Source organism: Lysinibacillus zambalensis, assembly GCF_040183165.1.
In the GTDB taxonomy this organism is placed as follows: domain Bacteria; phylum Bacillota; class Bacilli; order Bacillales_A; family Planococcaceae; genus Lysinibacillus; species Lysinibacillus zambalensis.
The window spans coordinates 1-24,703 of sequence record NZ_JBEGDG010000016.1; the positions used below are offsets into that span (position 1 = coordinate 1).

Annotated in this window: 20 protein-coding genes, 1 rRNA gene and 1 riboswitch; of the genes, 20 read left to right on the forward strand and 1 reads right to left on the reverse strand. The window is 39.7% G+C overall.

What is annotated here, in order from left to right:
- From rrf to purD, 14 genes are all read left to right on the forward strand, one after another.
- Positions 1–73, forward strand: a 5S ribosomal RNA gene (gene rrf / locus ABNX05_RS26420); the annotation flags it as partial.
- 1,025 nt (positions 74–1,098) lie between these two features.
- A complete protein-coding gene (locus tag ABNX05_RS18275; protein WP_349661025.1) occupies positions 1,099–1,293 on the forward strand; it encodes an NETI motif-containing protein in 195 nt (64 codons plus the stop codon).
- A gap of 93 nt (positions 1,294–1,386) precedes the next feature.
- Positions 1,387–1,485: riboswitch (purine riboswitch) on the forward strand.
- Positions 1,486–1,683: 198 nt separating this feature from the next.
- Positions 1,684–2,172, forward strand: a complete 489-nt coding sequence (gene purE / locus ABNX05_RS18280; RefSeq protein ID WP_349661026.1) for a 5-(carboxyamino)imidazole ribonucleotide mutase — start codon at positions 1,684–1,686, stop codon at positions 2,170–2,172.
- Positions 2,169–3,293: a 5-(carboxyamino)imidazole ribonucleotide synthase gene (purK, locus tag ABNX05_RS18285; protein ID WP_349661027.1), complete on the forward strand. Its 1,125-nt coding sequence runs from the start codon at positions 2,169–2,171 to the stop codon at positions 3,291–3,293. Before purE ends, purK begins: the two co-directional genes overlap by 4 nt.
- A 13-nt stretch (positions 3,294–3,306) precedes the next feature.
- Positions 3,307–4,602, forward strand: a complete 1,296-nt coding sequence (purB, locus tag ABNX05_RS18290; protein ID WP_349661028.1) for an adenylosuccinate lyase — start codon at positions 3,307–3,309, stop codon at positions 4,600–4,602.
- 338 nt (positions 4,603–4,940) lie between these two features.
- Positions 4,941–5,651 (forward strand): phosphoribosylaminoimidazolesuccinocarboxamide synthase, encoded by a 711-nt coding sequence (gene purC, locus ABNX05_RS18295; protein WP_349661029.1) that lies wholly within the window; start codon positions 4,941–4,943, stop codon positions 5,649–5,651.
- Between the two features lie 2 nt (positions 5,652–5,653).
- Positions 5,654–5,902 carry a phosphoribosylformylglycinamidine synthase subunit PurS gene (purS, locus tag ABNX05_RS18300; protein WP_079562648.1) on the forward strand — a complete coding sequence of 83 codons (249 nt, stop codon included), beginning with the start codon at positions 5,654–5,656 and terminating at the stop codon, positions 5,900–5,902.
- Between the two features lie 2 nt (positions 5,903–5,904).
- Positions 5,905–6,588 (forward strand): phosphoribosylformylglycinamidine synthase subunit PurQ, encoded by a 684-nt coding sequence (gene purQ, locus ABNX05_RS18305; protein ID WP_079562649.1) that lies wholly within the window; start codon positions 5,905–5,907, stop codon positions 6,586–6,588.
- Complete coding sequence (purL, locus tag ABNX05_RS18310) at positions 6,575–8,809, forward strand: phosphoribosylformylglycinamidine synthase subunit PurL (RefSeq protein ID WP_349661030.1); 2,235 nt, start codon at positions 6,575–6,577, stop codon at positions 8,807–8,809. The genes purQ and purL overlap by 14 nt, the downstream gene beginning before the upstream one ends.
- On the forward strand, positions 8,785–10,209 hold the full coding sequence (purF, locus tag ABNX05_RS18315; RefSeq protein WP_349661031.1) for an amidophosphoribosyltransferase: 1,425 nt from the start codon (positions 8,785–8,787) through the stop codon (positions 10,207–10,209). The genes purL and purF overlap by 25 nt, the downstream gene beginning before the upstream one ends.
- A gap of 67 nt (positions 10,210–10,276) precedes the next feature.
- The gene (purM, locus tag ABNX05_RS18320) at positions 10,277–11,332 is read left to right on the forward strand and encodes a phosphoribosylformylglycinamidine cyclo-ligase (protein ID WP_349661032.1); all 1,056 of its coding nucleotides are present in this window, start codon (positions 10,277–10,279) and stop codon (positions 11,330–11,332) included.
- Entirely contained in the window at positions 11,332–11,901 is a 570-nt protein-coding gene (gene purN / locus ABNX05_RS18325; protein WP_349661033.1) for a phosphoribosylglycinamide formyltransferase, read from the forward strand. The genes purM and purN overlap by 1 nt, the downstream gene beginning before the upstream one ends.
- Before the next feature lie 386 nt (positions 11,902–12,287).
- Positions 12,288–13,814 carry a bifunctional phosphoribosylaminoimidazolecarboxamide formyltransferase/IMP cyclohydrolase gene (purH, locus tag ABNX05_RS18330; protein ID WP_323651736.1) on the forward strand — a complete coding sequence of 509 codons (1,527 nt, stop codon included), beginning with the start codon at positions 12,288–12,290 and terminating at the stop codon, positions 13,812–13,814.
- Positions 13,815–13,888: 74 nt separating this feature from the next.
- Positions 13,889–15,145, forward strand: coding sequence for a phosphoribosylamine--glycine ligase (purD, locus tag ABNX05_RS18335; RefSeq protein ID WP_349661034.1), 1,257 nt, complete (start codon positions 13,889–13,891; stop codon positions 15,143–15,145).
- A 510-nt stretch (positions 15,146–15,655) separates the two neighbouring features.
- Here the strand turns inward: purD and ABNX05_RS18340 are convergent.
- Positions 15,656–16,102: a YgaP-like transmembrane domain gene (locus tag ABNX05_RS18340; RefSeq protein WP_349661035.1), complete on the reverse strand. Its 447-nt coding sequence runs from the start codon at positions 16,100–16,102 to the stop codon at positions 15,656–15,658.
- 197 nt (positions 16,103–16,299) lie between these two features.
- Between ABNX05_RS18340 and ABNX05_RS18345 the strand changes: the two genes are divergently transcribed.
- The 6 genes from ABNX05_RS18345 to ligA all read left to right on the forward strand — a co-directional run bounded on the left by ABNX05_RS18345 (position 16,300) and on the right by ligA (position 24,589).
- Entirely contained in the window at positions 16,300–18,021 is a 1,722-nt protein-coding gene (locus ABNX05_RS18345) for an adenine deaminase C-terminal domain-containing protein (protein WP_349661036.1), read from the forward strand.
- A 70-nt stretch (positions 18,022–18,091) separates the two neighbouring features.
- Positions 18,092–19,147, forward strand: coding sequence for a DUF3048 domain-containing protein (locus ABNX05_RS18350; RefSeq protein ID WP_349661037.1), 1,056 nt, complete (start codon positions 18,092–18,094; stop codon positions 19,145–19,147).
- Between the two features lie 15 nt (positions 19,148–19,162).
- The gene (locus tag ABNX05_RS18355; RefSeq protein WP_004225717.1) at positions 19,163–19,483 is read left to right on the forward strand and encodes a YerC/YecD family TrpR-related protein; all 321 of its coding nucleotides are present in this window, start codon (positions 19,163–19,165) and stop codon (positions 19,481–19,483) included.
- Positions 19,484–19,593: 110 nt separating this feature from the next.
- Positions 19,594–20,283 (forward strand): heptaprenylglyceryl phosphate synthase, encoded by a 690-nt coding sequence (gene pcrB / locus ABNX05_RS18360; protein WP_349661038.1) that lies wholly within the window; start codon positions 19,594–19,596, stop codon positions 20,281–20,283.
- Between the two features lie 32 nt (positions 20,284–20,315).
- Positions 20,316–22,568 carry a DNA helicase PcrA gene (pcrA, locus tag ABNX05_RS18365; protein ID WP_349661039.1) on the forward strand — a complete coding sequence of 751 codons (2,253 nt, stop codon included), beginning with the start codon at positions 20,316–20,318 and terminating at the stop codon, positions 22,566–22,568.
- A gap of 14 nt (positions 22,569–22,582) precedes the next feature.
- Positions 22,583–24,589 carry an NAD-dependent DNA ligase LigA gene (gene ligA, locus ABNX05_RS18370; RefSeq protein WP_349661040.1) on the forward strand — a complete coding sequence of 669 codons (2,007 nt, stop codon included), beginning with the start codon at positions 22,583–22,585 and terminating at the stop codon, positions 24,587–24,589.
- Positions 24,590–24,703 lie beyond the last annotated feature (114 nt).

Genomic DNA, 24,703 nt, shown 5'->3' on the forward strand with positions numbered 1-24,703 from the left:
ACACGGAAGTTAAGCTCTTTAGCGCCGATGGTAGTTGGGGGCTTCCCCCTGTGAGAGTAGGACGTCGCTAGGCACCTTAAAAAGTCGAGGATTTATTCCTCGGCTTTTTTGTTTTATAAGAAGATAAAATTATTTAAAGTTAAAATTTCACATATTGAATTAGGTTGTATACTATACGTTGAGAAATGACTATGATGGAGTGACACTCCTGCTGAGAAAACTGTCATAGCAGACTGTCTGTGTAGTGTTTCCGGAGGAAGCTACTCATTGTGTCTGTCTATAGAAACAAAGGCAACCGATAGGAATCTAACGAATAGGCGGAAAGAATGCTGTACAACTTGCTGAGATGCTTGAAGATACGCATAGGCGGTCGCCAGAACGTTTCGGCGGAAGCTTCACAGTGTGCATCGCCTCAATATATAAAATATATCCATCACTTATTGCTCAAAGCAATGAAATAGGGCGAGTTTTACTGGCGAATTATGTAATTTTATTTTTTAGATCTACACACATATTTAGGAGGACTGGGAATAATTAGTGCAATTTTTAGCTTTAAAGCTGATATTTATAGAGTTCTTATTGTGCTTAATTTTTTTAATGTTCCTTTTCTTATGTGTATACGTAATGGGATTTCAAAACCTTAATAAAGAACTGCGGATTCTGTCTCTGCAGTTCTTTTAATTTTTCTTAAAATAGTAACTGTAAAGCACAGATCACCAAAAGTTAAGAATGACATTTGTTTAACGTATACCATTATCGATTAGTGGAAGTGTTCGACTCCTTGCGAAATAGCGTTACAGACGAGTCCCTGTAGAGAGCTAGAAAGGGAATGAAAGTTAAACCTATCACAACCTGTGAGAACGCCCTTCGTGACCAACATCGGGTCGTTGCTGACGCTTCGCTTTCGCGCGAAACTACTGGCACTAGCGCTTCAACGGAAACCCACAGGAAAGTGCCCAACAGAATGGAAATCAACCTAACGTTAGGGTGGAGAGCATTTTATTAACAAATCAAACATACTAATGGGGCAGACTAAAGGTATAATGAAACTCATAAGAGGAAAAAATTATTGGATACAAGATCGAAAGGAAGAAAGATTTGGGAAAAAAACAAATTTGGTATGAAGTAGAAGAAAATGAGTCAATTGAAGATTGTTTGGAAAGAATGCGTCAAGATGGCTATATGGCAGTGGGAAGAAAAGAAGAACCTATTTTTCACTTAGTCAATGGAGAACCAACATATTTACGTCAAAAAATACAATTCAAAGCGATGAATTGCCAAGAATTCGAGTGATTTTGACTAAAATCCGAACGTTTATAAATGACTAAAATAAATTGTTCGCATTTTTGCATTGACGATAGTGGAATGACTTGTTAAAATGTGAGAAGGAAAAACAAATAAATCCCACATATATGCTAGAGGATTGGCTCTAGTGTCTCTACCCGGCACCGTAAATGCCGGACTATGCGGGAAAGCACTTTTGGCATGTTACGGAAGGGTGTGTGTACAGAAATGTACATTTGCATATTCTTTTATAATAAGTCCTCAAGTAAGCTGCTTTCACGTGTATGGTAGGGAGTAGTTTATTTGAGGATTTTCTTTGTTATAAAAAGAAAAAGTAAAGAATTGTAGTAGCTTTTATATATTTGATCATTTTTCTAACGTTAAAAAGGAGCGACAATCATGAATCCGAAAATCGGTGTCATTATGGGGAGTTCAAGTGACTGGGAAACAATGAAACATGCATGTGATATTTTAGATGAATTACAAGTACCGTACGAGAAAAAGGTAGTGTCTGCACATCGTACTCCTGACTTAATGTTTGAGTATGCAGAATCAGCACGTGAGCGAGGAATTCAAGTAATTATCGCTGGTGCAGGTGGAGCTGCACATTTACCAGGAATGGTAGCAGCTAAAACAACGTTACCGGTAATCGGAGTACCTGTGCAATCTCGTGCTCTTAACGGTCTTGATTCACTATTATCAATCGTTCAAATGCCTGGAGGTGTACCTGTAGCAACAGTAGCGATTGGCAAAGCAGGAGCGACGAATGCAGGCTTGCTTGCAGCACAAATTTTATCGACAACAGATGCACAGCTTGCTAATAAACTAGATACTAGACGTGAAGCCACGAAGCAACAAGTACTGGAAAGCACAGGTGACTTAGTGTGACAAAGATAATTTATCCAGGGCAGACGATAGGCATTATCGGAGGAGGGCAACTTGGACGTATGATGGCACTTGCTGCAAAAGAGGCCGGCTTTAAAGTTGCTGTTCTTGAACCATTAATGGATTCACCATGTGGACAGGTTGCGGATGTTCGTATTGTAGCACCATATGATGATGAGGCAGCTTTAGAAGAACTTGCTGAGGTAAGTGACGTTATAACGTATGAGTTTGAAAACATCGATTATGATGGCTTAAAACTTTTAACACAAATGGCTTACGTACCACAAGGAGCAGAGCTAGTACGCATTACACAAAACCGTGTGACTGAGAAAGAAGCGATTATGAACGCAGGTTGTCCGGTAGCCCCTTATTTGGTTGTAAATACATATGAAGAATTACTAGCCAATATCGATAGGATTAGTTATCCTTGTATAGTCAAAACAGCAAGAGGTGGTTACGATGGCAAGGGGCAGCAGCTTTTAAGATCTGCAGAAGACCTAACGTTAGCAAAGGGGCTTTTCACTCATTCACAATGTATTGTTGAGGGATTTGTACCTTTCGTTAAAGAGGTGTCTGTCATTGTTCAAAGAAACGGTAATGGTGAATCATATTGTCAGCCAGTTGGAGAAAATATTCATGTTCATCATATTTTACATGAAACGATTGTGCCAGCTCGTATAAAAGAGGAAACAGCACAGGCTGCAGAGCGCGAAGCTTTGAAAATTGCTGATTACTTAAATTTAGTGGGCACATTAGCAGTAGAAATGTTTGTATTAGAAGATGGTGGAATTGTTATTAATGAATTAGCACCAAGACCTCATAATTCAGGTCACTATTCAATAGAAGCATGTAATGTTTCACAGTTCCATCAGCATATACGCGCTATTTGTGGTTGGCCATTACGTAAACCACAACTATGGGCACCATCAATTATGATAAATGTTTTAGGGCAGCATGTCATGCCACTTAGTAACTCAATTGCTAAATATCCTGAATGGTCTATACATCTTTATGGGAAAGCTGAAGCTAAGGTTAACCGTAAGATGGGCCACGTAACGATTATGACGAAAAATTTAGAAGAAACACTACAACAAATCGAGAGTTCTGGTATTTGGCCAGAATAGAAGGAGAAACGCAATGATCGAACGTTACACAAGACCCGAAATGGGCGCAATTTGGACAGAACAAAATAAATATCAAGCTTGGCTAGAGGTTGAAATTTTAGCATGTGAGGCTTGGGCAGAATTAGGCGACATTCCAAAAGAAGATGTAGCTAAAATCCGTGAAAATGCTTCATTTGATGTGGATCGTATTTTAGAGATAGAAAAAGAAACACGTCATGATGTTGTAGCATTCACTCGTGCCGTATCTGAAACACTTGGTGAAGAGCGAAAATGGGTGCACTATGGTTTAACTTCAACGGACGTAGTTGATACAGCCCTTTCTTTTTTAATTAAGCAAGCGAATGATATTTTACGTAAAGACATCATGAATTTCATTGATATTATCGCAGCGAAAGCGAAAGAGTATAAGCATACGGTCATGATGGGACGTACACACGGTGTTCATGCTGAGCCAACAACTTTCGGTTTAAAATTAGCTTTATGGTATGAAGAAATGAAGCGTAACTTAGAACGCTTTGAAGCAGCAGCAAAAGTAATTGAAACAGGAAAAATGTCTGGTGCAGTTGGAACATATGCCAATATCGATCCTCGAGTTGAGCAATATGTATGCGATAAATTAGGACTTGCAGCATCACCTATTTCAACACAAACTTTACAACGTGATCGCCATGCACAGTATTTTGGGGCGTTGGCATTAATCGCAACATCAATAGAGAAATTTGCAACAGAGATTCGCGGCTTGCAAAAATCTGAAACACGTGAAGTTGAGGAAGGATTTGCAAAAGGACAAAAAGGCTCGTCAGCGATGCCTCATAAACGTAATCCAATCGGATCTGAAAACATGGTTGGTATGTCACGTTTAATGCGTGGCTATATGCTAACGGCTTATGAAAACGTAGCATTATGGCATGAGCGTGATATTTCACATTCATCTGCAGAGCGTGTTATTTTACCGGATGCAACAATTACACTTAACTATATGTTAAATCGCTTCGGTAACATTGTGAAAAACTTAACAGTATTCCCTGAAAACATGAAACGTAATATGGGTCGCACTTTTGGTCTAATTTACTCTCAACGCATCTTATTAGCACTTATCGATAAAGGGTTAGTGCGTGAGGAAGCGTATGATACAGTACAACCTTTAGCGATGCAGGCGTGGGATGAGCAAGTTCAGTTCCGTACGTTAGTCGATGCAAGTGAAAAAATTACATCGTATTTAACGAAAGAAGAGCTAGATGAGTGCTTCGACTACAACTACCATTTACAGCATGTAGATATGATTTTTGAGCGTCTTGGACTTAACTAACGATCTTCTATTTCAGTAGGTAACCAAACACTTACTGAAATAGAAGAACTCAGTCTAAAAACGCCACGTCCTGTGGCAACGACTGAGTGACCAACATCATGTTGCTGACGCTACGTTAGCACTGCGCTTTCGCACAGAAAACATTTGTTGGTCTAAAGCCTCCGGCGGATGTCACGGATTTTGAATTGTGCCAGCACAATTCAAAATCCGGACGCAATTACGCCAAGGCGAAATTGATAGAGTAAGCCACTAGCGGATGTTACAGGATTGAATCGTATACATGCGATTCAATTCTGAACAATACGCGTGTATTTCATAATATCAGGGGGAGTAACGAAATGACTACAGGTCAACTTTTGTATGAAGGTAAAGCAAAAAAATTGTATACAACAGAGGAGCCAGATGTGTTACTCGTTGAATACAAGAATAGTGCAACAGCATTTAATGGTGAGAAAAAAGAAGAAATTGAAGGTAAAGGCGTATTAAATAATCGCATTACCTCTCTAATTTTCGAAAAATTGCAAGCTAACGGAATTGCGTCACATTTCGTAAAACAATTATCTGATACGCAGCAGCTTGTAAAAAAGGTAGATATTATTCCAATAGAGGTCGTAGTTCGCAATATAGCAGCAGGTAGCTTAGCGAAACGTCTCGGTTTGGAGGAAGGCACACCATTAAAACGCCCAATCGTTGAGTTTTATTATAAAGACGACGAACTAGGCGATCCGCTCATTACGACGGAGCATATTGACGTACTTGATCTTGCAACACCTGAGGAAGTGACAGCCATTTATGATGGAGCACTTGCAGTTAACGAAGTTATGCAACCTATATTTGCAGATGTCAACGTTACACTAATTGACTTTAAATTAGAGTTTGGACGTGACAATGATGGAAATGTACTGCTGGCAGATGAAATATCACCAGATACATGCAGACTATGGGATGCAACTACAAAGCAAAAGTTAGACAAAGATGTCTTTCGTAGAGACCTTGGTAATTTAACTGAAGTTTATACTATTATACTTTCTAGACTCGGAGGCAAATAACAATGAAAAAAGTTAAAATTTACGTAACATTACGTGAGAGCATTCTTGATCCACAAGGTTCAGCTGTACAAGGTTCTTTAGTGAAAATGGGTTACGCTGAAGTAGAAGATTTACGTATTGGTAAATATCTTGAACTAGCAATTAAAGATACAGAACGTGATATTGATACTCTAGTAAAAGAAATGTGTGAAAAGGTTTTAACTAACGTTGTGATCGAAGACTACCGTTACGAAGTCGAGGAGGCTAACTAATCATGAAATTCGCAGTACTCGTGTTCCCTGGGTCAAACTGTGATATTGATATGTATCATGCGATTAAAGACGAGCTAGGTGAAGAAGTAGAATATGTATGGCATACAGCAACTGATTTAAGCGGCTTTGATGGTATTTTAGTACCGGGAGGCTTCTCTTATGGAGATTACCTTCGCTGTGGGGCGATGGCCAATCAATCTAATATTATGGCAGAGGTCAAAAAGGCAGCAGATGCTGGTAAGCCGGTATTAGGAGTATGTAATGGATTCCAAATCCTAACTGAAGCAGGTTTATTACCAGGTGCATTACTTCGAAACAAAAATTTGAAATTCATGTGCCGCACAATTCAGCTTAAAGTTGAAAACAATAATACATTATTCACAAACCAATATGAGCAAGGTCAAGTAATTAATATTCCAATTGCACATGGTGAAGGTAACTACTACTGTGACGAGGAAACTTTACAAGCATTAAAAGATAACAATCAAATCGTGTTTACGTACTCAGGCGAAAATCCAAACGGTTCTTTAGAAGATATCGCTGGGATTATAAACGAGCGCGGCAATGTCCTAGGTATGATGCCTCACCCAGAGCGAGCTGTTGATGCACTGGTGGGCGGAGCAGACGGTCTAGCAGTATTTAAATCAATTGTGAAGCAGTGGAGGGAAAATCATGTCAACAACTAAGTTTGAGCCAACAGCACAGCAGATTAAAGAACAAAAGCTATATGCTGGTATGGGAATGTCAGACGAAGAATTTGCAATGGTAGAAGGTATTTTAGGACGTCTACCAAACTGGACAGAGACAGGTCTTTTCTCAGTAATGTGGTCTGAGCACTGCTCATACAAAAATTCAAAACCAGTGTTACGTAAATTCCCTACGAAGGGTCCACAAGTTTTACAAGGTCCAGGTGAAGGTGCTGGTATCGTAGACATTGGTGATGAACAAGCAGTTGTATTTAAAATGGAATCGCATAACCATCCTTCAGCAATCGAGCCTTATCAAGGTGCTGCCACAGGTGTTGGTGGTATTATCCGTGACGTTTTCTCAATGGGTGCACGTCCAATTGCTATGCTGAACTCATTACGCTTTGGCGAATTAAAGTCAGCGCGTGGTAAATATTTATTCGAAGAAGTCGTTGCTGGTATCGCAGGTTACGGTAACTGTATCGGAATTCCTACAGTAGGTGGCGAGATTCAATTCGATCCTTGCTATGAAGGCAATCCATTAGTTAATGCAATGTGTGTAGGTTTAATTGACCACAAAGATATTCAACGTGGAATCGCAGCTGGTGTAGGGAATACAGTCATGTATGTTGGTGCGAAAACAGGTCGTGACGGTATCCATGGTGCGACATTTGCCTCTGAGGAGTTAACTGAAGAATCTGAGAACCAACGTCCTGCAGTACAAGTAGGAGATCCATTTATGGAGAAACTTTTACTTGAAGCATGTTTAGAAGTTGTAAAATCTGACGCTCTAGTAGGTATTCAAGACATGGGTGCTGCTGGTCTTACTTCTTCATCAGCAGAAATGGCTTCTAAGGCTGGCTCTGGTGTAGAAATGAACTTAGACTTAGTACCTCAACGTGAAACAGGTATGACAGCATATGAAATGATGCTATCTGAATCTCAGGAGCGTATGCTGCTTGTTGTGAAAAAAGGCCGCGAAGATGAAATTAAAGCGATTTTCGATAAATATGATTTAGATGCTGTGGCAATTGGTCGCGTGACTGATGATAAAATGCTTCGCCTTTTACATAATGGTGAAGTTGTAGCGGAAGTGCCTGCTGATGCACTTGCAGAAGATGCACCAGTTTATCATAAGCCATCTGCAGAGCCTGCTTACTATGCAGAGTTCCAAGCGATGGAAAACACAGAACCAGCGGTAACAGATTACAAAGAAACATTAAATGCACTTTTAAAAGCACCAACAGTTGCTTCAAAAGAGTGGGTTTATGATCAATATGATTATCAAGTTCGTACATCAACAGTCGTTGCTCCAGGTTCTGATGCAGCCGTTATCCGTGTGCGCGGTACGAACAAAGGATTAGCGATGACTACAGACTGTAACTCTCGTTATATTTTCCTAGATCCAGAAGTAGGCGGTGCCATTGCAGTAGCTGAGGCAGCTCGTAATATCGTAGCAACTGGTGGTACGCCATTAGCGATTACTGACTGCTTGAACTTCGGCAATCCTGAGAAACCAGAAATCTTCTGGCAAATTGAAAAATCAGCTGATGGTATTTCAGCGGCTTGTACAGCACTGAATTCACCAGTAATCGGTGGTAACGTGTCTCTTTATAACGAACGTTCTGGTGAAGCGGTTTACCCAACACCAACAATCGGTATGGTTGGACTAATTGAAGATTTAGCACATGTAACAACTCAAGAAGTAAAAGCTGCTGGTGATGTAGTATTTGTGATCGGCGATACAAAAACTGAATTCGGTGGTTCGGAGCTTCAAAAGTTATTCAATAATGGGGTTATTTCAGGGAAAGCACCAGCGATTGACCTACAGATTGAAGCTGCACGTCAACAAGCATTACTTAAAGCAATTAAAGCAGGAATCGTACAATCTGCACATGATGTAGCAGAAGGTGGTCTTGCTGTGGCGCTAGCTGAAACAACATTTGGCGCTAATGACTTAGGTCTGGATGTGACATTAACAGGCTCTGCTACAACAGCATTATTCAGTGAAACACAATCTCGTTTCGTTGTAACAGTGAAAGAAGAAAATGCATCTGCATTTGTAGAAATTGTAAAAGACGCAAAGAAAATCGGTGTCGTAACAAACGATGCGCTTGTTAAAATCAACGGTGACAACGGTGTGCTTGTAGAAGGTACAGTGGAGGAATTCCGTTCTAATTGGAAAGGAGCAATCCCATGCTTGCTGAACTCAGAGGCTTAAACGAAGAATGTGGGGTGTTTGGTATTTGGGGTAACCCAAATCCAGCACACCTTAGTTATTACGGGCTTCATGCTCTTCAACATCGTGGCCAAGAAGGCGCTGGAATCGTCGTTTCTGACGGTCAGCATCTTCGCGCGGTGAAAGGCGAAGGACTAGTTAATGATGTTTTCAACGAGGACAAATTAAAGGCAGTGGACGGAAAAGCAGCAATTGCCCATGTCCGTTATACGACTGCTGGAGGTGGCGGTATTGAAAATGTACAGCCGTTATTATTCCACTCGTCAACTGGTAGCCTTTCAATTGCTCATAACGGTAATTTAGTCAATGCAACGCACTTAAAACAGTATTTAGAGCGCCAAGGGAGTATTTTTCATTCTAGCTCCGATACTGAAGTGCTTGGGCATCTTATTAAGAAAAGCTCGCTTTCACCATTCCGTGCAAAGGTGAAAAATGCCCTTTCATTATTAAAGGGTGCTTACTCGTTCTTAATTATGACTAAAGATGAAATGCTTGTCGCACGTGATCCACATGGTTTACGTCCATTATCTCTTGGGAAGCTAGGAGATGGTTGGGTTGTAGCCTCTGAAACTTGTGCATTTGATTTAATAGGTGCAGAATTTGTTCGCTCTGTTGAACCTGGTGAGTTATTAATTATTAACGATGAAGGTGTAAAATCTGATCGTTTTGTAGAGATGGATAAACGTGCAATGTGCGCGATGGAGTACGTATATTTAGCGCGTCCTGATTCTGATATTGATGGTATTAACGTCCACATGGCGCGTAAACGTATGGGAAAACAGCTTGCTCGTGAATGTGCACATATTGAAGCTGATGTTGTTACAGGTGTTCCTGATTCAAGTATTTCAGCAGCAATCGGCTTTGCAGAGGAAAGTGGAATTCCGTATGAACTAGGTCTTATTAAAAATCGTTATGTAGGCCGTACATTTATCCAACCGACACAGGAATTACGTGAACGTGGTGTGAAAATGAAGCTTTCTCCAGTTGTTCAAGTTGTAAAAGGTAAACGAGTAGTGATGGTGGACGATTCGATTGTTCGAGGTACAACTTCACGACGTATTGTAAAAATGTTAAAAGATGCAGGGGCAGCAGAAGTTCATGTTGTGATTTCTTCGCCACCGATGACGGATCCTTGCTATTATGGCATCGATACTTCAACACATGAAGAATTGATTGCCTCTAGCCACAATGTAGATGCAATCCGTGAAACTATTGGAGCCGATTCACTAACATTCCTTTCCGTTGAGGGCATGGTGGAGACGATTGCAAGACCTTATGAAGATGAAAACCGAGGATTATGCCTAGCATGCTTTACAGGTAAATATCCAACAGAAATTTTCCCAGATACAATCTTACCGCATGAAAAAGAACTATTACGTTAAGAAAAACATCTAAATACATCTAGCCATGATGACAGATCTAGATTTGGATGATAAGGAGGAACTCTGCGTGTCAAAAGCATATGAACAAGCAGGTGTAAATATTGAAGCAGGCTACGAAGCCGTAAAACGAATGAAGTCTCACGTTGAACGTACAAACCGTCTAGGTGTGATGGGCACGTTCGGTGGTTTTGGTGGTATGTTTGACTTGTCAGAACTAAATCTTAAGGAACCTGTTCTTATTTCAGGTACAGATGGTGTTGGGACAAAGCTAAAGCTAGCGTTTATGGTGGACAAGCACGACACAATTGGTGTGGACTGTGTAGCGATGTGTGTCAATGATATCGTAGCGCAAGGTGCAGAGCCATTGTACTTTTTAGATTATGTAGCCCTTGGCAAGGCAGAGCCAGCGAAAATTGAGCAAATTGTAAAAGGCGTTGCAGATGGCTGTGTGCAATCTGGCGCAGCATTAATCGGTGGAGAAACTGCAGAGATGCCAGGTCTTTACGAAGAAGATGAGTATGATTTAGCTGGTTTTGCAGTAGGAGCTTGTGAAAAATCAGCCATCGTAACAGGTGAGAACATCGTAGAGGGTGACGTGCTTGTTGGTATTGCTTCAAGTGGGGTGCATTCAAACGGTTATTCATTAGTGCGAAAAATTGTCTTTGCAGATAATCAGTACGCTGTTGATTCGATTGTGGAAGGCTACGAGGATCTCGGTCCTATCGGGGAAGCCTTGTTAGTGCCGACAAAATTATATGCGAAACCTGTACTTGCTGCTTTAAAAGCAGCAGACGTTCATGGCTGTGCCCATGTAACGGGCGGTGGCTTTTATGAAAACCTACCACGTATGATGCCAGAAGGTTTAGCAACTGAAATTGACTTAGGTTCTTGGCCAGTCTTACGTATTTTTGAGTTTTTAAAAGAAAAAGGACAGTTAGAGGACAAGGATTTATATAATGTCTTTAACATGGGCATTGGCTTCGTGTTAGCTGTACCTTCAGCTGAAGTAGATAAAGTCCTTGCTACAGTAGAGGGAAATGGTGAAAAAGCATACAAAATTGGTCGCGTTGTGAAAGGCGAAGGTGTTGTATTCAATGGCTCACATGATGGGAGTTTAGCGTAATGACCGCACCGACTAAAATTGCCGTTTTTGCATCAGGTAGCGGCAGTAACTTTCAAGCTATTCAAGAGGCCATTGAACGTGGCGAACTACATGCAAAGATTGAACTTGTTGTGACAGACAAGCCTAGCGCATTTGTAGTGACACGTGCTGAAAACTATAGTATTCCAGTGTTAGCTTTAAGTCCGAAAGAGTTTTCATCCAAAGCAGATTACGAAACTGCTATTATCGAGGCTCTTCACGAACGTCATGTAGAATGGATTGTGCTTGCAGGTTATATGCGCTTAATTAGTGAAGTATTGCTAACTGCCTACCCACAGCGCATTGTGAATATTCATCCTTCACTATTACCGGCCTTCCCAGGTAAAGATGCCATTGGTCAAGCGATGGAACACGGAGTCAAGATAACTGGGGTAACAGTCCATTTTGTAGATGAAGGTATGGATACAGGGCCTATTATTGCACAAGCGGCAGTTCAAGTCATTGAAGGTGACCGTGAGGCAACAGAAATGGCTATTCATAAAGAAGAGCATGGACTATATACAAAAGCTTTACAGCAATTATTAAAGTAATTCGGTGGTGAGGAGTTAGGTCCTCTGGAACATTACAGCCTAACTCTACTCTATCAATAATAGCAAGACATATTCGTGGCAAACACGATAAAAATTGGTTCATCACCAAAAGTTGTGTATGACTTTTGTTAATACGTCTACTATGTAAATAAGTTGATTGGAGTGGAGGCTGGGCGACTCCTTAGGGATTAGCAATAGAGGAACGGAGGCTAAAAGCATCACATCCTGTGATAACGCCTCCGTGACCAACATCGTGTTGGCCCGAGACCCTGAAGCGAGCAATGCGAGTGGATCGGCTCATCGGACGCCCCTAGGAAAGCGCACAGCCGGAACGGAAATCAACCACATGATTTGGTGATGATCCTAAAAATTAGGAGGATTTCGTTGTGACAAAACGTGCATTAATCAGTGTTTCCAATAAAGATGGTATTTTAGAATTTGCAAAAGAACTAGTAGCATTAGGTTATGAAATTTTATCAACTGGTGGTACGAAAAAAATGTTACAAGACAATAATGTTGCCGTAACAGCAGTAGATGAAGTAACTAAATTCCCTGAAATTTTAGATGGCCGTGTAAAAACTTTAAATCCAATGATTCACGGTGGACTATTAGGAAAATTTGACGATGCTTCTCATCAAGCACAAATGAATGAGCATGGAATTGAGCCAATTGAGATTGTTTGTGTCAATCTTTATCCGTTTGTTGAAACAATTTCAAAGCCTAATGTAACATGGGATGATGCTATTGAAAATATCGATATCGGTGGTCCAACAATGTTACGTTCTGCAGCAAAAAACCATCAATATGTAACAGTAATTGTGGATAGCAATGACTATGCGAACGTATTAGAGGAACTGAAAGCTAACGGTGCAACGACTATTGAAACACGTCGTAAATTAGCTGCAAAAGTTTTCCGTCACACAGCCGCTTATGATTCATATATATCAAACCACTTAACAGAAGAAGAGTTCCCAGAGAGCTTAACAATGACATATGAATTAAAACAAAACTTACGCTATGGTGAAAATCCTCATCAAAAAGCAGCGTTCTATCAAAAACGTCTAGGTTCTGATTTTTCATTAGCTTATGCAACGCAATTGCATGGTAAAGAGTTATCATACAACAATATTCAAGACGGGAATGCAGCATTGCAAATTGTGAAAGAGTTTGAAATGCCTGCTGCTGTAGCTGTAAAGCATATGAATCCTTGTGGTGTTGGAACAGGCGCAACATTAGAAGAAGCGTTTGATAAAGCATATGAAGCAGATTCAACGTCTATTTTTGGTGGCATTATTGCTTTAAATATGGAAGTTGATGCAGCAACTGCTGAAAAATTAAGCCATATATTTTTAGAAATTATTATTGCACCAGCTTTCTCTCAAGAAGCACTTGATATTTTAACGAAGAAGAAAAATATTCGTTTATTAACAATTCCTTTCGGGCAAGCAAAACAAGACAAATTCAATGTTGTTTCAGTTGAAGGCGGCCTTCTTGTACAAGAACCAGATCGCTACGGTTTTTCTAATGCAGATATTAAAGTTGTCACAGACCGTGAACCGACAGCACAAGAGTGGGAAGCATTACAACTAGGCTGGGCAGTTGTGAAGCATGTTAAATCTAATGCTATCGTCGTTACAGATTCTCAAATGACACTGGGTGTTGGAGCTGGCCAAATGAACCGTGTTGGCGCAGCTAAAATCGCATTTGAGCAAGCTGGCGAAAAAGCAAAAGGTGCAGCGCTAGCATCAGATGCATTCTTCCCAATGAGCGATACTGTAGAAGCAGCTGCAGCGGCTGGTATTACAGCTATTATTCAACCAGGCGGCTCTATCAAAGATCAAGATTCAATTGATAAAGCAAATGAATACGGCATTGCAATGGTATTCACTGGCGTACGTCATTTCAAACACTAATCAGAACACGTTAAAAATTAGACCGAGATGTTAGTTCATCTCGGTCTTACTTACAAATAGGAGGATTCCCTGAAATGAAAGTATTAGTTATTGGAAGCGGCGGTCGAGAACATGCTATCGCCAAACAATTTAGTATTTCACCATCTGTGAATAAAGTATTTGTAGCTCCTGGTAATGATGGCATGAAAAATGATGCGGAAATCGTTGCAATAGATACGATGGATTTTGCAGGTCTTGCACAATTTGCAAAAGAAAATGCGATAGATTTAACATTTGTAGGACCTGAGCAACCACTTGCTGAAGGTATAGTAGATTTCTTTACTGCTCGAGGTTTACGAGTATTTGGTCCAGCAAAGGCAGCGGCACAAATCGAAAGCAGTAAATCATACGCGAAAGATATTATGAATAAGTTTAATATCCCAACTGCGGTCCATGGAACGTTTACTGAGGCTGCAAAGGCTATCGCTTATATTAAAGAGCAAGGTGCACCAATTGTGATCAAAGCAGATGGATTGGCAGCTGGTAAAGGTGTAGTTGTTGCAATGACCGAAGATGAAGCAGTTGAAGCTGTGGAGGATATGATTGGGAACCAACGTTTTGGAGAATCATCTTCACGTGTTGTCATTGAAGAATTCCTGGACGGAGAAGAATTCTCCTTTATGTCATTTGTCCATAAAGGTCAGATATATCCAATGGTCATTGCTCAAGATCATAAACGTGCTTATGATGGCGATAAAGGACCAAACACAGGTGGTATGGGCGCCTATTCGCCGGTGCCTCAAATTTCACAATACGTAGTGGATGAAGCTTATAAGACAATTGTCGAACCGACCGTGAAAGGTATGGAGGCAGATGGTGTATCATTTACAGGAATTTTATATGCAGGTTTGATTTTAACGAAAAACGGTCCAAAAGTGATTGAGTTTAATGCACGCTTCGGCGATCCAGAAACACAAGTAGTTTTACCACGTATGGCATCTGACTTTGGCGAATTTATGATGGCATTAATGGATGAAAAGCCATTTGATTTGCAATGGTCTGAAGAAGCAATGCTTGGTGTAGTTATTGCCGCTGAAGGCTATCCAGGGGACGTTGAAAAAGGAAATACATTACCTAACTTAGAAACTCTATCAGCTTCACATGCAGTATTCCATGCAGGTACAAAGCTCGTAGATGAGAAGTTTGTTGGTAATGGTGGCCGAGTTTTATTAGTTGGAGCAAAAGCCTCCACTTTAAAGGAAGCACAAGAAAAAGTATACGCAGGCATTGCAACTAAAACATGGGACAATTTTTTCTACCGCAAAGATATCGGTTGGCGCACGTTTAAGTAGCAGTTGAGTAACTGATAACGAAGGCGTTATCAAATGATGTGATGCTCTTAGCCTTCGTTCTCCTGACGCTGATCCCCAAGGAGTCGCCCAGTCTGCACTCCAATCAACTTATATAAATAGCATATGTTCTAATAAAAGTAGTCCAACATTTTTAGTATAAATCTAATTGGAATAAGCGGGTTTGCGTTGCGGGTTACTAAATGATTAATGAAATAAATCAAGCTTGTCGATTAGGGAAATATAGTTATTTTATTTAGTGATAAAAGGATTTTTTGTTGATATTTTGCTAATATATGCCCATTTTAACTAATTGTAGCTACGGGCTACTCGACTCCCACAGGAAAGCGAGTAGCCTGTAGCGGAAATCAGAGCCTTTGAATTAATGAAAATAATTAATATCGTATCTAAATTAAATATTTAATCATACTGTGAAACTTCTTGTTGTTTTTAAACGTATGATTTACAAGGGTGAAAGCCGTCTCAACTGTATAGTTGAGACGGCTCCTTTGACTAAGAAGGATTTTGTGCATTATTTGTGGAACTTTTACTTTCTGAGGAAGTTTGATTGGAAGTGCTGGAGTCAGATTGATTTGACGCAGTTGCGGTTGATCCTGACATATTTCCAGTTATAACAGAGGAGAAATCCTTCATGAGTTTTTCGATTTGTTCAGATGACATAGAATTTTGGCCACTGAGCATACTTTGCATAAAAGAGTTGCTATTATTGTTGCTGTTGTTCATAGCACTCTCCATGCTTGAGCTCAGTAAAGATTTAGTTGGGCAATACTTAAAGATACCCTCAGCCATTTTCATGGCACCAAAAGCAATCATCAATCGACCTGCCGTACAGTTAGGATTTCTTGAGACCTTAGCGATACCAAATGCCGTTAAGCTCGTACCCATTGCAAAGCGACAGAAGGCATTTTTTTCGCTTAAATTCGTTTCCTGCATCATCATATTTCCTCCTTTAGTCATTGTGGAAAAAATAAAGCGGGGGGCACTTTGCTTTATGAAAGTGCTGTGTTACGATTGAAACAAGATGATTGCATAAAGCACTAAATTTATGAAAGAAAGCGTTTATGCAGTAGTAGTATGTGATTTCAAATAGGATTTACACGATGAAATTTTACGTAATTTAGGAAGGGGCGAATAGAATGGAACCAGTATGGAAAATTACAGAATTACGCCAACAATTAGCTGTAATTGATGGTAAAAAAGCACCTGATATTGTATTGAAAAATGCGCGTTATTTACATAGCATGCTCAAACAATGGGTAGTAGGGAACATTTGGATTTTAGGAGATCGTATTGTCTATGCTGGTGATAGAATGCCTCCGTTATCAGAGGGAACAGAGGTGGTCGATTGTACGAATAAAACAATTGTGCCAGGATATATTGAGCCACATGTTCATCCGTTCCAGTTATACCATCCACAATCTTTTGCTGATTTTTGTGGACAGCTAGGCACTACAACTTTTATTTCAGATAATTTAAGCTTCGTTTTATCTTTAGAAAATAAGAAAGCGTTTTCAATTTTGGATGATTTGAAAAAGTTACCGTTTTCATTTTATTGGTGGACTCGTTTTGATTCGCAAACTGAAATGGAGCAGGAGGAAGAGATTTTTTCTAATACGTCCATTTTAGAATGGTTAGAACGAGATGACGTTTTACTTGGTGGAGAATTAACAGGCTGGCCAAGGTTGTTACATGGAGATGACCAAATGCTTTATCGCATGCAAATGGCTAAGGGCTACGGAAAAAAAATAGAAGGGCACTTCCCTGGCGCATCAGAACGAACTTTAGCACGTATGAAGCTACTTGGTGCAGATGGTGATCATGAAGCTATGACAGTGGAAGAAGTGGAGCGACGTATTATGCAAGGATATGCTGTAACGGTGCGTTATTCTTCAATACGTCCTGACTTACCACATCTATTAAAAGGAATTGTTGAAAAAGAACTGCCTATTTTTGATCATTTAATGATGACAACAGATGGCTCAACACCATCTTTCCATGAAGATGGCGTGATGGATAAATGTATTCAAGCAGCTTTAGATGCAGGTGTAGCACCAATCGATGCTTATCAAATGGCTTCCTATAATGTGGCACGCTATTATAATATGACGAGCTTACATGGCTTTATCGCAACTGGTCGATTTGCTTCCCTAAATATTTTACAAGATGAATGGCACCCAGTTCCTGAGAGTGTACTATCGAAGGGTGTTTGGTTAAAACGCGATGGAGAGCAAGTGCAAAGACTTGCTGCAATTGACTATTCAGCGTTACCTGCGTTTGACTTAGATTTTTCATTATCGTCTCATGATTTTCAATTTTCGATGCCGTTTGGAATTGAGTTAGTAAATGATGTTATTACCAAACCATATAACTCCTTAATTACTAGAGAAGGGCAGCTTGCAGATCATGATGAATGTTATTTAATGCTTATTAATAGAGATGGCAATTGGCATGTTAACACGATGATTAAAGGTTTTGCTACTAGTGTACAAGGCTTTGCTTCATCTTATTCGAATACAGGCGATATTTTGCTAATCGGGAAAAATAAAGATGATATGATTACAGCTTTTGAAGAAATGAAGGCAATGCGTGGTGGGATTGTACTTGCTGAAAAGGGTGAAGTAATTGCAACTATTCCGTTAACGATTGGTGGTCTTTTACATGATGGAGATGTTAAGGAACTATCGGAAAAAGAGAAGGTCTTAAAACAAGCATTAGCGGAACGTGGTTATCACTTAGGAGACGCAATTTATTCGTTATTATTCTTACAATCTACACATTTACCATATATTCGGATAACACCAAAAGGGATTTTTGATGTTATGAAGAATAAGTTATTATTACCAGCAGTGATGCGCTAGTTGAAGCTTCCTTATGGTATAGCCACAACAATTACAGTTAGTTGTAATTGATTAAAGGAGAGTAATGCTTGTGTTCAAATCGAAGAAACTATTTATCGCAATGGCTTTTAGTACTTTGTTGATAGGAGGATGTTCTAAAGATTCGTCGGAAGTAAAGGAAGACGATACGAACAAGGTTGATGAAGAAACTGCTATTGAAGAGCCTGCTCAAAAAGGGGATAGGGTTGCTCCGTTAACAGGTGAAGCTGTGAAGGAAGAAATTACGCAACGCCCAATTATGGTTACAATTAATAATCATCCGAAAGCACGTCCGCAATCAGGAATTGAAGCGGCGGATATTATTTATGAAATGCTAGCTGAAGGCGATGTTACGCGTTTATTAGCAGTGTATCAAAGTGAACTGCCAGAAACTGTAGGGCCAGTTCGTAGTGCTCGTTCTTATTTTATTGATCTTGCAAAAGGCTTTGATGCATTTTATGTAGCACACGGCTATAGCCCTGAGGCAAAATCGATGCTTACTAATAATGTAGTCGACAATATAAATGGCATGGATTATGATGGGACACTTTTTAAACGTTCAAAAGATCGTGTTGCTCCACACAACTCATATATTACGTCTGAAAATATAGTAAATGGAGCGGAAAAAGTGAACGCTTCAATGAGTTACCGTGAAAAAGTAAGTCAGGCTTTTTATGAACCCGATGAACGTGGTAAAATAGGCATTGAAACAAGTCGAGTTGACGTTACCTACGGAAATAGTGAGTATTTCCATAATTCGTATTTGTATGATCATCAAAGTAATCGTTATGGACGACAATCGGCTGGCGTAGACACAAAGGATATGTTAACAGGCGACACATTATCAATTGCAAATGTTCTATTTTTTGAAATGAAACATCGAACGATTGATAATGAGGGGCGCCAAGAAATTGATTTAACTTCTGGTGGAAATGCGTATGTATTTCAAAATGGCTATATGAGAGAAGTCAAATGGGCTAATATTGATGGAATACCAATGGCTGTAGAAGAGTCTGGGGAACTTGTGAAGCTAGTACCAGGGAAGTCTTGGGTCCACTTCATACCAACCTCACCAGGGTTAAAAGCAATGGTGAAAACGCAGCCTTAAAGGGAGGAAGATTGCATGCAAATCGAAAAAATTCGTGGGCATCAAACAGATCAATTATTTAAAGCAGTGTTAGAGCTGAAAGACATCGAAGAATGCTATAAGTTTTTTGATGATTTATGTACGATTAGTGAAATTCAATCGTTAGCACAACGCTTTGAGGTTGCGCATTTACTACGATTAAAGAAAACCTACGAATCCATTAAAAAGGAAACAGGTGCAAGTACAGCAACTATTTCGCGTGTACGTCGTTGCTTTGATTATGGGAACGATACATATGATGAAATGTTAGGTCGTTTGTATCCAGATGAAAAGCCATTTCAAGCACCAAAAGAATAGTAGGTAAAGAGGCTGGGTAGAGGTTCTGCTCAGTCTTTTTCATTTTTTTGTAGACAGTCATAAGCTATACTTGTAAACGAATAGATAGAAAATGATAGGTGGTAAAATAGATGGATTATTTAGAATGGAGACATGTGTTCAAGCTTGACCCAGCTAAGGAAATCTCAGATGAGGAACTAGAAAGAATTTGTGAATCAGGGACAGATGTTATTATAGTTGGCGGAACAGACAATGTAACTTTAGATGGCGTATTAGATTTGCTTGTTCGTGTAAGACGCTTTGAAGTACCGATAGCGCTTGAAATTTCTAATATTGATTCGGTAACACCAGGTTATGACTATTATTTCATTCCAACCGTGTTAAATAGTGATGATCCAAAGTGGATTAAAAATCTACACCATGAAGCAATTAAAGAATATGGAGATATTATGGTATGGGATGAACTAGTAGCTGAAGGTTATTGTATTTTAAACCCGACTTGTAAAGTAGCGGAAGTAACGAAGGCGAAAACCGATATTTCCATTGATGATGTTGTTGCCTACGCATGTATGGCTGAAAATTTCTTTAGATTACCTGTATTTTATGTAGAGTATAGCGGTACTTATGGTGATATTGAGGTTGTAAGTGCTGTTAAAAATGAACTGAAAAATACCCGACTGTTTTACGGTGGCGGCATTACATCTGCTAAGCAAGCAGCAGAAATGGCAAAATATGCAGATACAGTAGTAGTTGGTAATATTATTTACGAAGATTTAAAAGCTGCACTTGCGACTGTTAAGGCTGTAAAAAATACGATATAATCTAAGAACAAATGTTTGTAAGGCGGTGCGAAATGGAGCAGTTAACGAAAAACTTATTAGCAGGTATGAACACTGAGCAGGAAAATGCGGTTAAAACAACTGAAGGACCGCTTCTAATTATGGCGGGTGCTGGATCAGGGAAAACACGTGTATTGACACATCGTATTGCATACCTAGTCATCGAAAAAGAGGTATATCCATCAAAGATTTTAGCAATCACATTTACAAATAAAGCTGCACGTGAAATGCGAGAGCGTATAGATGGCATTCTCGGTAATGGAACTGGCGATAGTATGTGGGTATCGACCTTCCACTCCATGTGTGTGCGAATTTTACGACGCAATATTGATCAGCTAGGGATATCACGTAACTTTTCAATTTTAGATTCAACTGATCAGCTATCAGTTGTTAAAAATGTTATGAAGGATGAAAATATTGACACGAAACGTTTTGAACCGCGTGCGATTTTAAATGCGATTAGTTCGGCAAAAAACGAATGTATAGCTGCAGACGATTATGCGGGTCAAATCAATGAAAATAATCCTTACGAAAAAACGATAGCCCGAGTTTATAAAGGGTATGAAAAAAGACTACGCCGCAATCAATCACTCGATTTTGATGATTTAATTATGACGACTATTACATTATTCAAGCGTGTACCAGAAGTGCTTGAATACTATCAAAATAAATTCCAATATATCCATGTAGATGAATATCAAGATACGAATAAATCTCAATATTTACTTGTTCAGATGCTTGCCAAGAAATTTAAAAATATTTGTGTTGTAGGTGATTCTGACCAATCGATTTATCGTTGGCGTGGTGCGGACATTGGCAATATTCTTTCATTCGAAAAGGATTATCCAAGTGCTAAGGTCATTATGCTTGAGCAAAATTATCGCTCAACAAAACGCATCCTACAAGCAGCAAATGACGTCATTCAAAATAATACAACACGTTATCCAAAAGAACTGCGTACAGAAAATGCTGAGGGTGAAAAAATCGTATTGTACAAAGCGTATAACGAGCAAGAGGAAGCACAATTCGTTGTACAAACAATCCAACAGCATATTCAAAAAGAAAATCGTTCATTTGATGACTTTGCAATACTCTATCGTACAAATGCGCAGTCTCGTGTGATGGAGGAAGTGCTTGTTAAGTCTAATATGTCTTATCAAATAGTTGGTGGTACTAAGTTCTATGATCGTAAAGAGATTAAGGATTTACTTGCCTACTTGCGTCTTATTGCCAATAATGATGATGATTTATCACTTGCTCGTATTATTAATGAACCAAAGCGTAGTATAGGTGCAACTTCCTTTGAAAAAATGGCGCGCTATGCGATTGATCAAGAGCGCTCAATTTTTGATGCCATGAATGATCTTGTATTCATGGGGCTTACAGGGAAGGCTGCTAATTCAGCTGAGCAATTTTATGCGATGATTAAAGGTTTTACAGAGATGCAAGAATATTTATCGGTGACAGAAATTGTAGAGCAGGTCATTGACAAATCTGGTTATCGTGCAATGCTACAAAACGAAAAGACGATTGAAGCAGAAAGCCGCTTAGAAAACATTGAAGAATTTTTATCTGTAACAAAGGCTTTCGAGGAGCGTAGTGATGATAAGAGCTTAGTTGCCTTTTTAACAGATTTAGCGCTAATTGCAGATATTGATGCACTTGATAAAGATGATGCATCGAAGGGCAATATTATTTTAATGACAATGCATGCTGCAAAGGGCTTAGAATTCCCAATCGTCTTTATCATTGGAATGGAGGAAAATATCTTCCCGCATTCTCGTTCACTTGATGATATGGATGAAATGGAGGAGGAACGTCGTTTAGCGTACGTAGGTATAACACGTGCAGAAGAACGTTTATATTTAACGAGTGCACAAAGTCGTACGATTTTTGGTCGTTCTAGCTATAACAATGTCTCGCGTTTCTTAGGTGAAATTTCGGAGGATATTACACAATCGATTTCCAAAGGTGGTGCGAAGCCTGAAGTTCCGTTTGCCTCTAGCAATCGTTCAGCGGGCGGCTATCAAAAGCGTACACTTGGAGCAATTCAGAAAACACAGCCTGCAACAGCTCGTTTACAAACAACTGGTGGAGACCAATTTGGCTGGAAGGCTGGAGACAAAGCAATCCATAAAAAATGGGGAACAGGTATGGTTGTTAGTGTAAAAGGTGAGGGTGATAGTACAGAGCTAGATATTGCCTTTCCACAACCTATTGGTATTAAACGATTACTAGCACAATTTGCGCCTATTGATAAAGGGTAACCGGGGGAACTTAAATGAACGAAATTGAACAGCGCGTTGTTGAATTAAATAAATTGTTACATGAATATGGTCATGCCTATTATGTGTTGGACAAACCTGTCGTAGCAGATAGTGTTTATGATCAATTATTACATGAACTTATTGCGTTAGAGGAAGCGAATCCGTCACTTATTTATCCAGATTCACCGACACAGCGTGTTGGCGGAGCGGTGGTAGAAGGCTTTAAAAAAGTGACGCACGATTACCCTATGCTAAGTCTATCAAACGCTTTTAATGAAGAAGACTTACGTGAATTTGACCGTAAAGTGCGTCAAGCAATCGGTGATAAATTCTCCTATGTTTGCGAGCTGAAAATCGATGGTCTTGCTATTTCTTTAAAATACGAAAACGGCGTTTTTGTACAAGGAGCAACACGAGGAGACGGTGTTGTAGGGGAAGATATTACAGCAAATTTAAAAACGATTCGAGCAATACCACTTCGATTGAAGGAGCCACTTACAATTGAAGTACGTGGTGAGGCGTATATGCCTAAAAAATCATTTGAAAAATTGAATTCTCTCCGTGCTGAAAATGGAGAAGAATTATTTGCAAATCCGAGAAATGCGGCTGCAGGCTCTTTACGCCAGTTAGATCCTAAAATAGCAGCGAGTCGTCAACTATCTACCTTTATTTATGCAATTGGGGGAGATGGTGAGGCATATGGTATTGACGGTCATGCAGAGATGCTTGATTATTTAGAGGGACTAGGTTTCCCATCAAACAAAGAGCGTCAACGCTGCTCAACGATTGAAGAGGTACTAGCATTTATCGGAAAATGGACTGAAAACCGTCCGAATTTAGCCTATGAAATTGACGGTATTGTCATTAAGGTGGATCGTTATGCCCAGCAGGATGAGCTAGGTTATACAGCAAAGAGTCCACGTTGGGCAATTGCTTATAAATTCCCTGCTGAGGAAGTAGTCACAACATTACTTGATATTGATTTAACGGTTGGGCGAACAGGGGTTGTTACACCAACTGCTATATTATCGCCTGTTCAAGTGGCAGGTACGACGGTTCAACGTGCATCATTACACAATGAGGATTTAATTCGTGATAAAGATATTCGTCTAGGGGATACAGTCATTATCCGAAAAGCCGGAGATATTATTCCTCAAGTTGTCGGTGTAATACTGGAGCAGCGACCAGAGGACTCAGTTCCGTATGTAATGCCTGAAAATTGTCCTGTTTGTGATAGTGAACTTATTCGAATTGAAGGGGAAGTGGCCTTACGTTGTGTAAATCCTGCATGTTTTGCACAAATCGCGGAGAGCATTAAATATTTTGTATCGCGTAATGCGATGAATATCGACGGACTTGGTGATAAGGTCGTTGAGCAATTATTACGTGCAGATTTAATTCATGATATTTCTGATTTGTATCACTTAACTGTAGAACAGCTTGTCGAGCTTGAGCGTATGGGAGAAAAATCGGCTACGAATTTAGTCAGTGCTATTCAGGCTTCCAAAGAAAATTCGATGGAGCGTTTACTAATTGGATTAGGGATACGACATGTTGGTGAAAAAGCAGCGAAAATTGTTTCAGAGGAGTTTGAAACGATGGAAGCGGTGATGGCAGCAACAGAGGAGCAATTAGTGGCAATTCATGAAATCGGCGATAAAATGGCTTCATCACTTGTCGAGTATTTTTCAAATGAGGATGCACGTGCAGTCATCGGGCGCCTTGCTGAAGTAGGTGTCAATATGACGTATAAAGGTAAAAAGGTAGAGGTAGCTGTAGGGGATAATCCTCTTGCAGGAAAAACAATCGTATTAACTGGTAAACTTGAGCAATTGACACGTAACGAAGCAAAGGCGAAAATAGAAGAGTTAGGTGGTATTGTTACAGGCAGTGTCAGCAAAAAAACTGATCTTGTTATTGCAGGAGCAGATGCGGGTTCTAAACTAACAAAAGCCGAGCAGTTAGGTATTGAAGTTTGGAATGAAGATCGCCTGATCGAACAATTTAACCTTGTCCAATAATGGATACTATTAAAATTGAAAAAGATGAATTAACTTATTTACTTGATGGAAAGTAGAGGCATTTTATAAATGTCTCCTTCTGTCCACAGGCAGGTATGAACAATTCGTCAAGCA

Excerpts from the sequence above, each read along its gene's own strand:
- pcrA (WP_349661039.1), top strand. The coding sequence starts at position 20,316 with ATGGAGCAGTTAACGAAAAACTTATTAGCAGGTATGAACACTGAGCAG.
- purB (WP_349661028.1), top strand. The coding sequence starts at position 3,307 with ATGATCGAACGTTACACAAGACCCGAAATGGGCGCAATTTGGACAGAA.
- ABNX05_RS18340 (WP_349661035.1), bottom strand. The coding sequence starts at position 16,102 with ATGATGATGCAGGAAACGAATTTAAGCGAAAAAAATGCCTTCTGTCGC.
- purS (WP_079562648.1), top strand. The coding sequence starts at position 5,654 with ATGAAAAAAGTTAAAATTTACGTAACATTACGTGAGAGCATTCTTGAT.
- ABNX05_RS18345 (WP_349661036.1), top strand. The coding sequence starts at position 16,300 with ATGGAACCAGTATGGAAAATTACAGAATTACGCCAACAATTAGCTGTA.
- purD (WP_349661034.1), top strand. The coding sequence starts at position 13,889 with ATGAAAGTATTAGTTATTGGAAGCGGCGGTCGAGAACATGCTATCGCC.
- purF (WP_349661031.1), top strand. The coding sequence starts at position 8,785 with ATGCTTGCTGAACTCAGAGGCTTAAACGAAGAATGTGGGGTGTTTGGT.
- ABNX05_RS18355 (WP_004225717.1), top strand. The coding sequence starts at position 19,163 with ATGCAAATCGAAAAAATTCGTGGGCATCAAACAGATCAATTATTTAAA.
- purE (WP_349661026.1), top strand. The coding sequence starts at position 1,684 with ATGAATCCGAAAATCGGTGTCATTATGGGGAGTTCAAGTGACTGGGAA.
- purL (WP_349661030.1), top strand. The coding sequence starts at position 6,575 with ATGTCAACAACTAAGTTTGAGCCAACAGCACAGCAGATTAAAGAACAA.
- pcrB (WP_349661038.1), top strand. The coding sequence starts at position 19,594 with ATGGATTATTTAGAATGGAGACATGTGTTCAAGCTTGACCCAGCTAAG.
- purN (WP_349661033.1), top strand. The coding sequence starts at position 11,332 with ATGACCGCACCGACTAAAATTGCCGTTTTTGCATCAGGTAGCGGCAGT.
- purQ (WP_079562649.1), top strand. The coding sequence starts at position 5,905 with ATGAAATTCGCAGTACTCGTGTTCCCTGGGTCAAACTGTGATATTGAT.
- purC (WP_349661029.1), top strand. The coding sequence starts at position 4,941 with ATGACTACAGGTCAACTTTTGTATGAAGGTAAAGCAAAAAAATTGTAT.
- ligA (WP_349661040.1), top strand. The coding sequence starts at position 22,583 with ATGAACGAAATTGAACAGCGCGTTGTTGAATTAAATAAATTGTTACAT.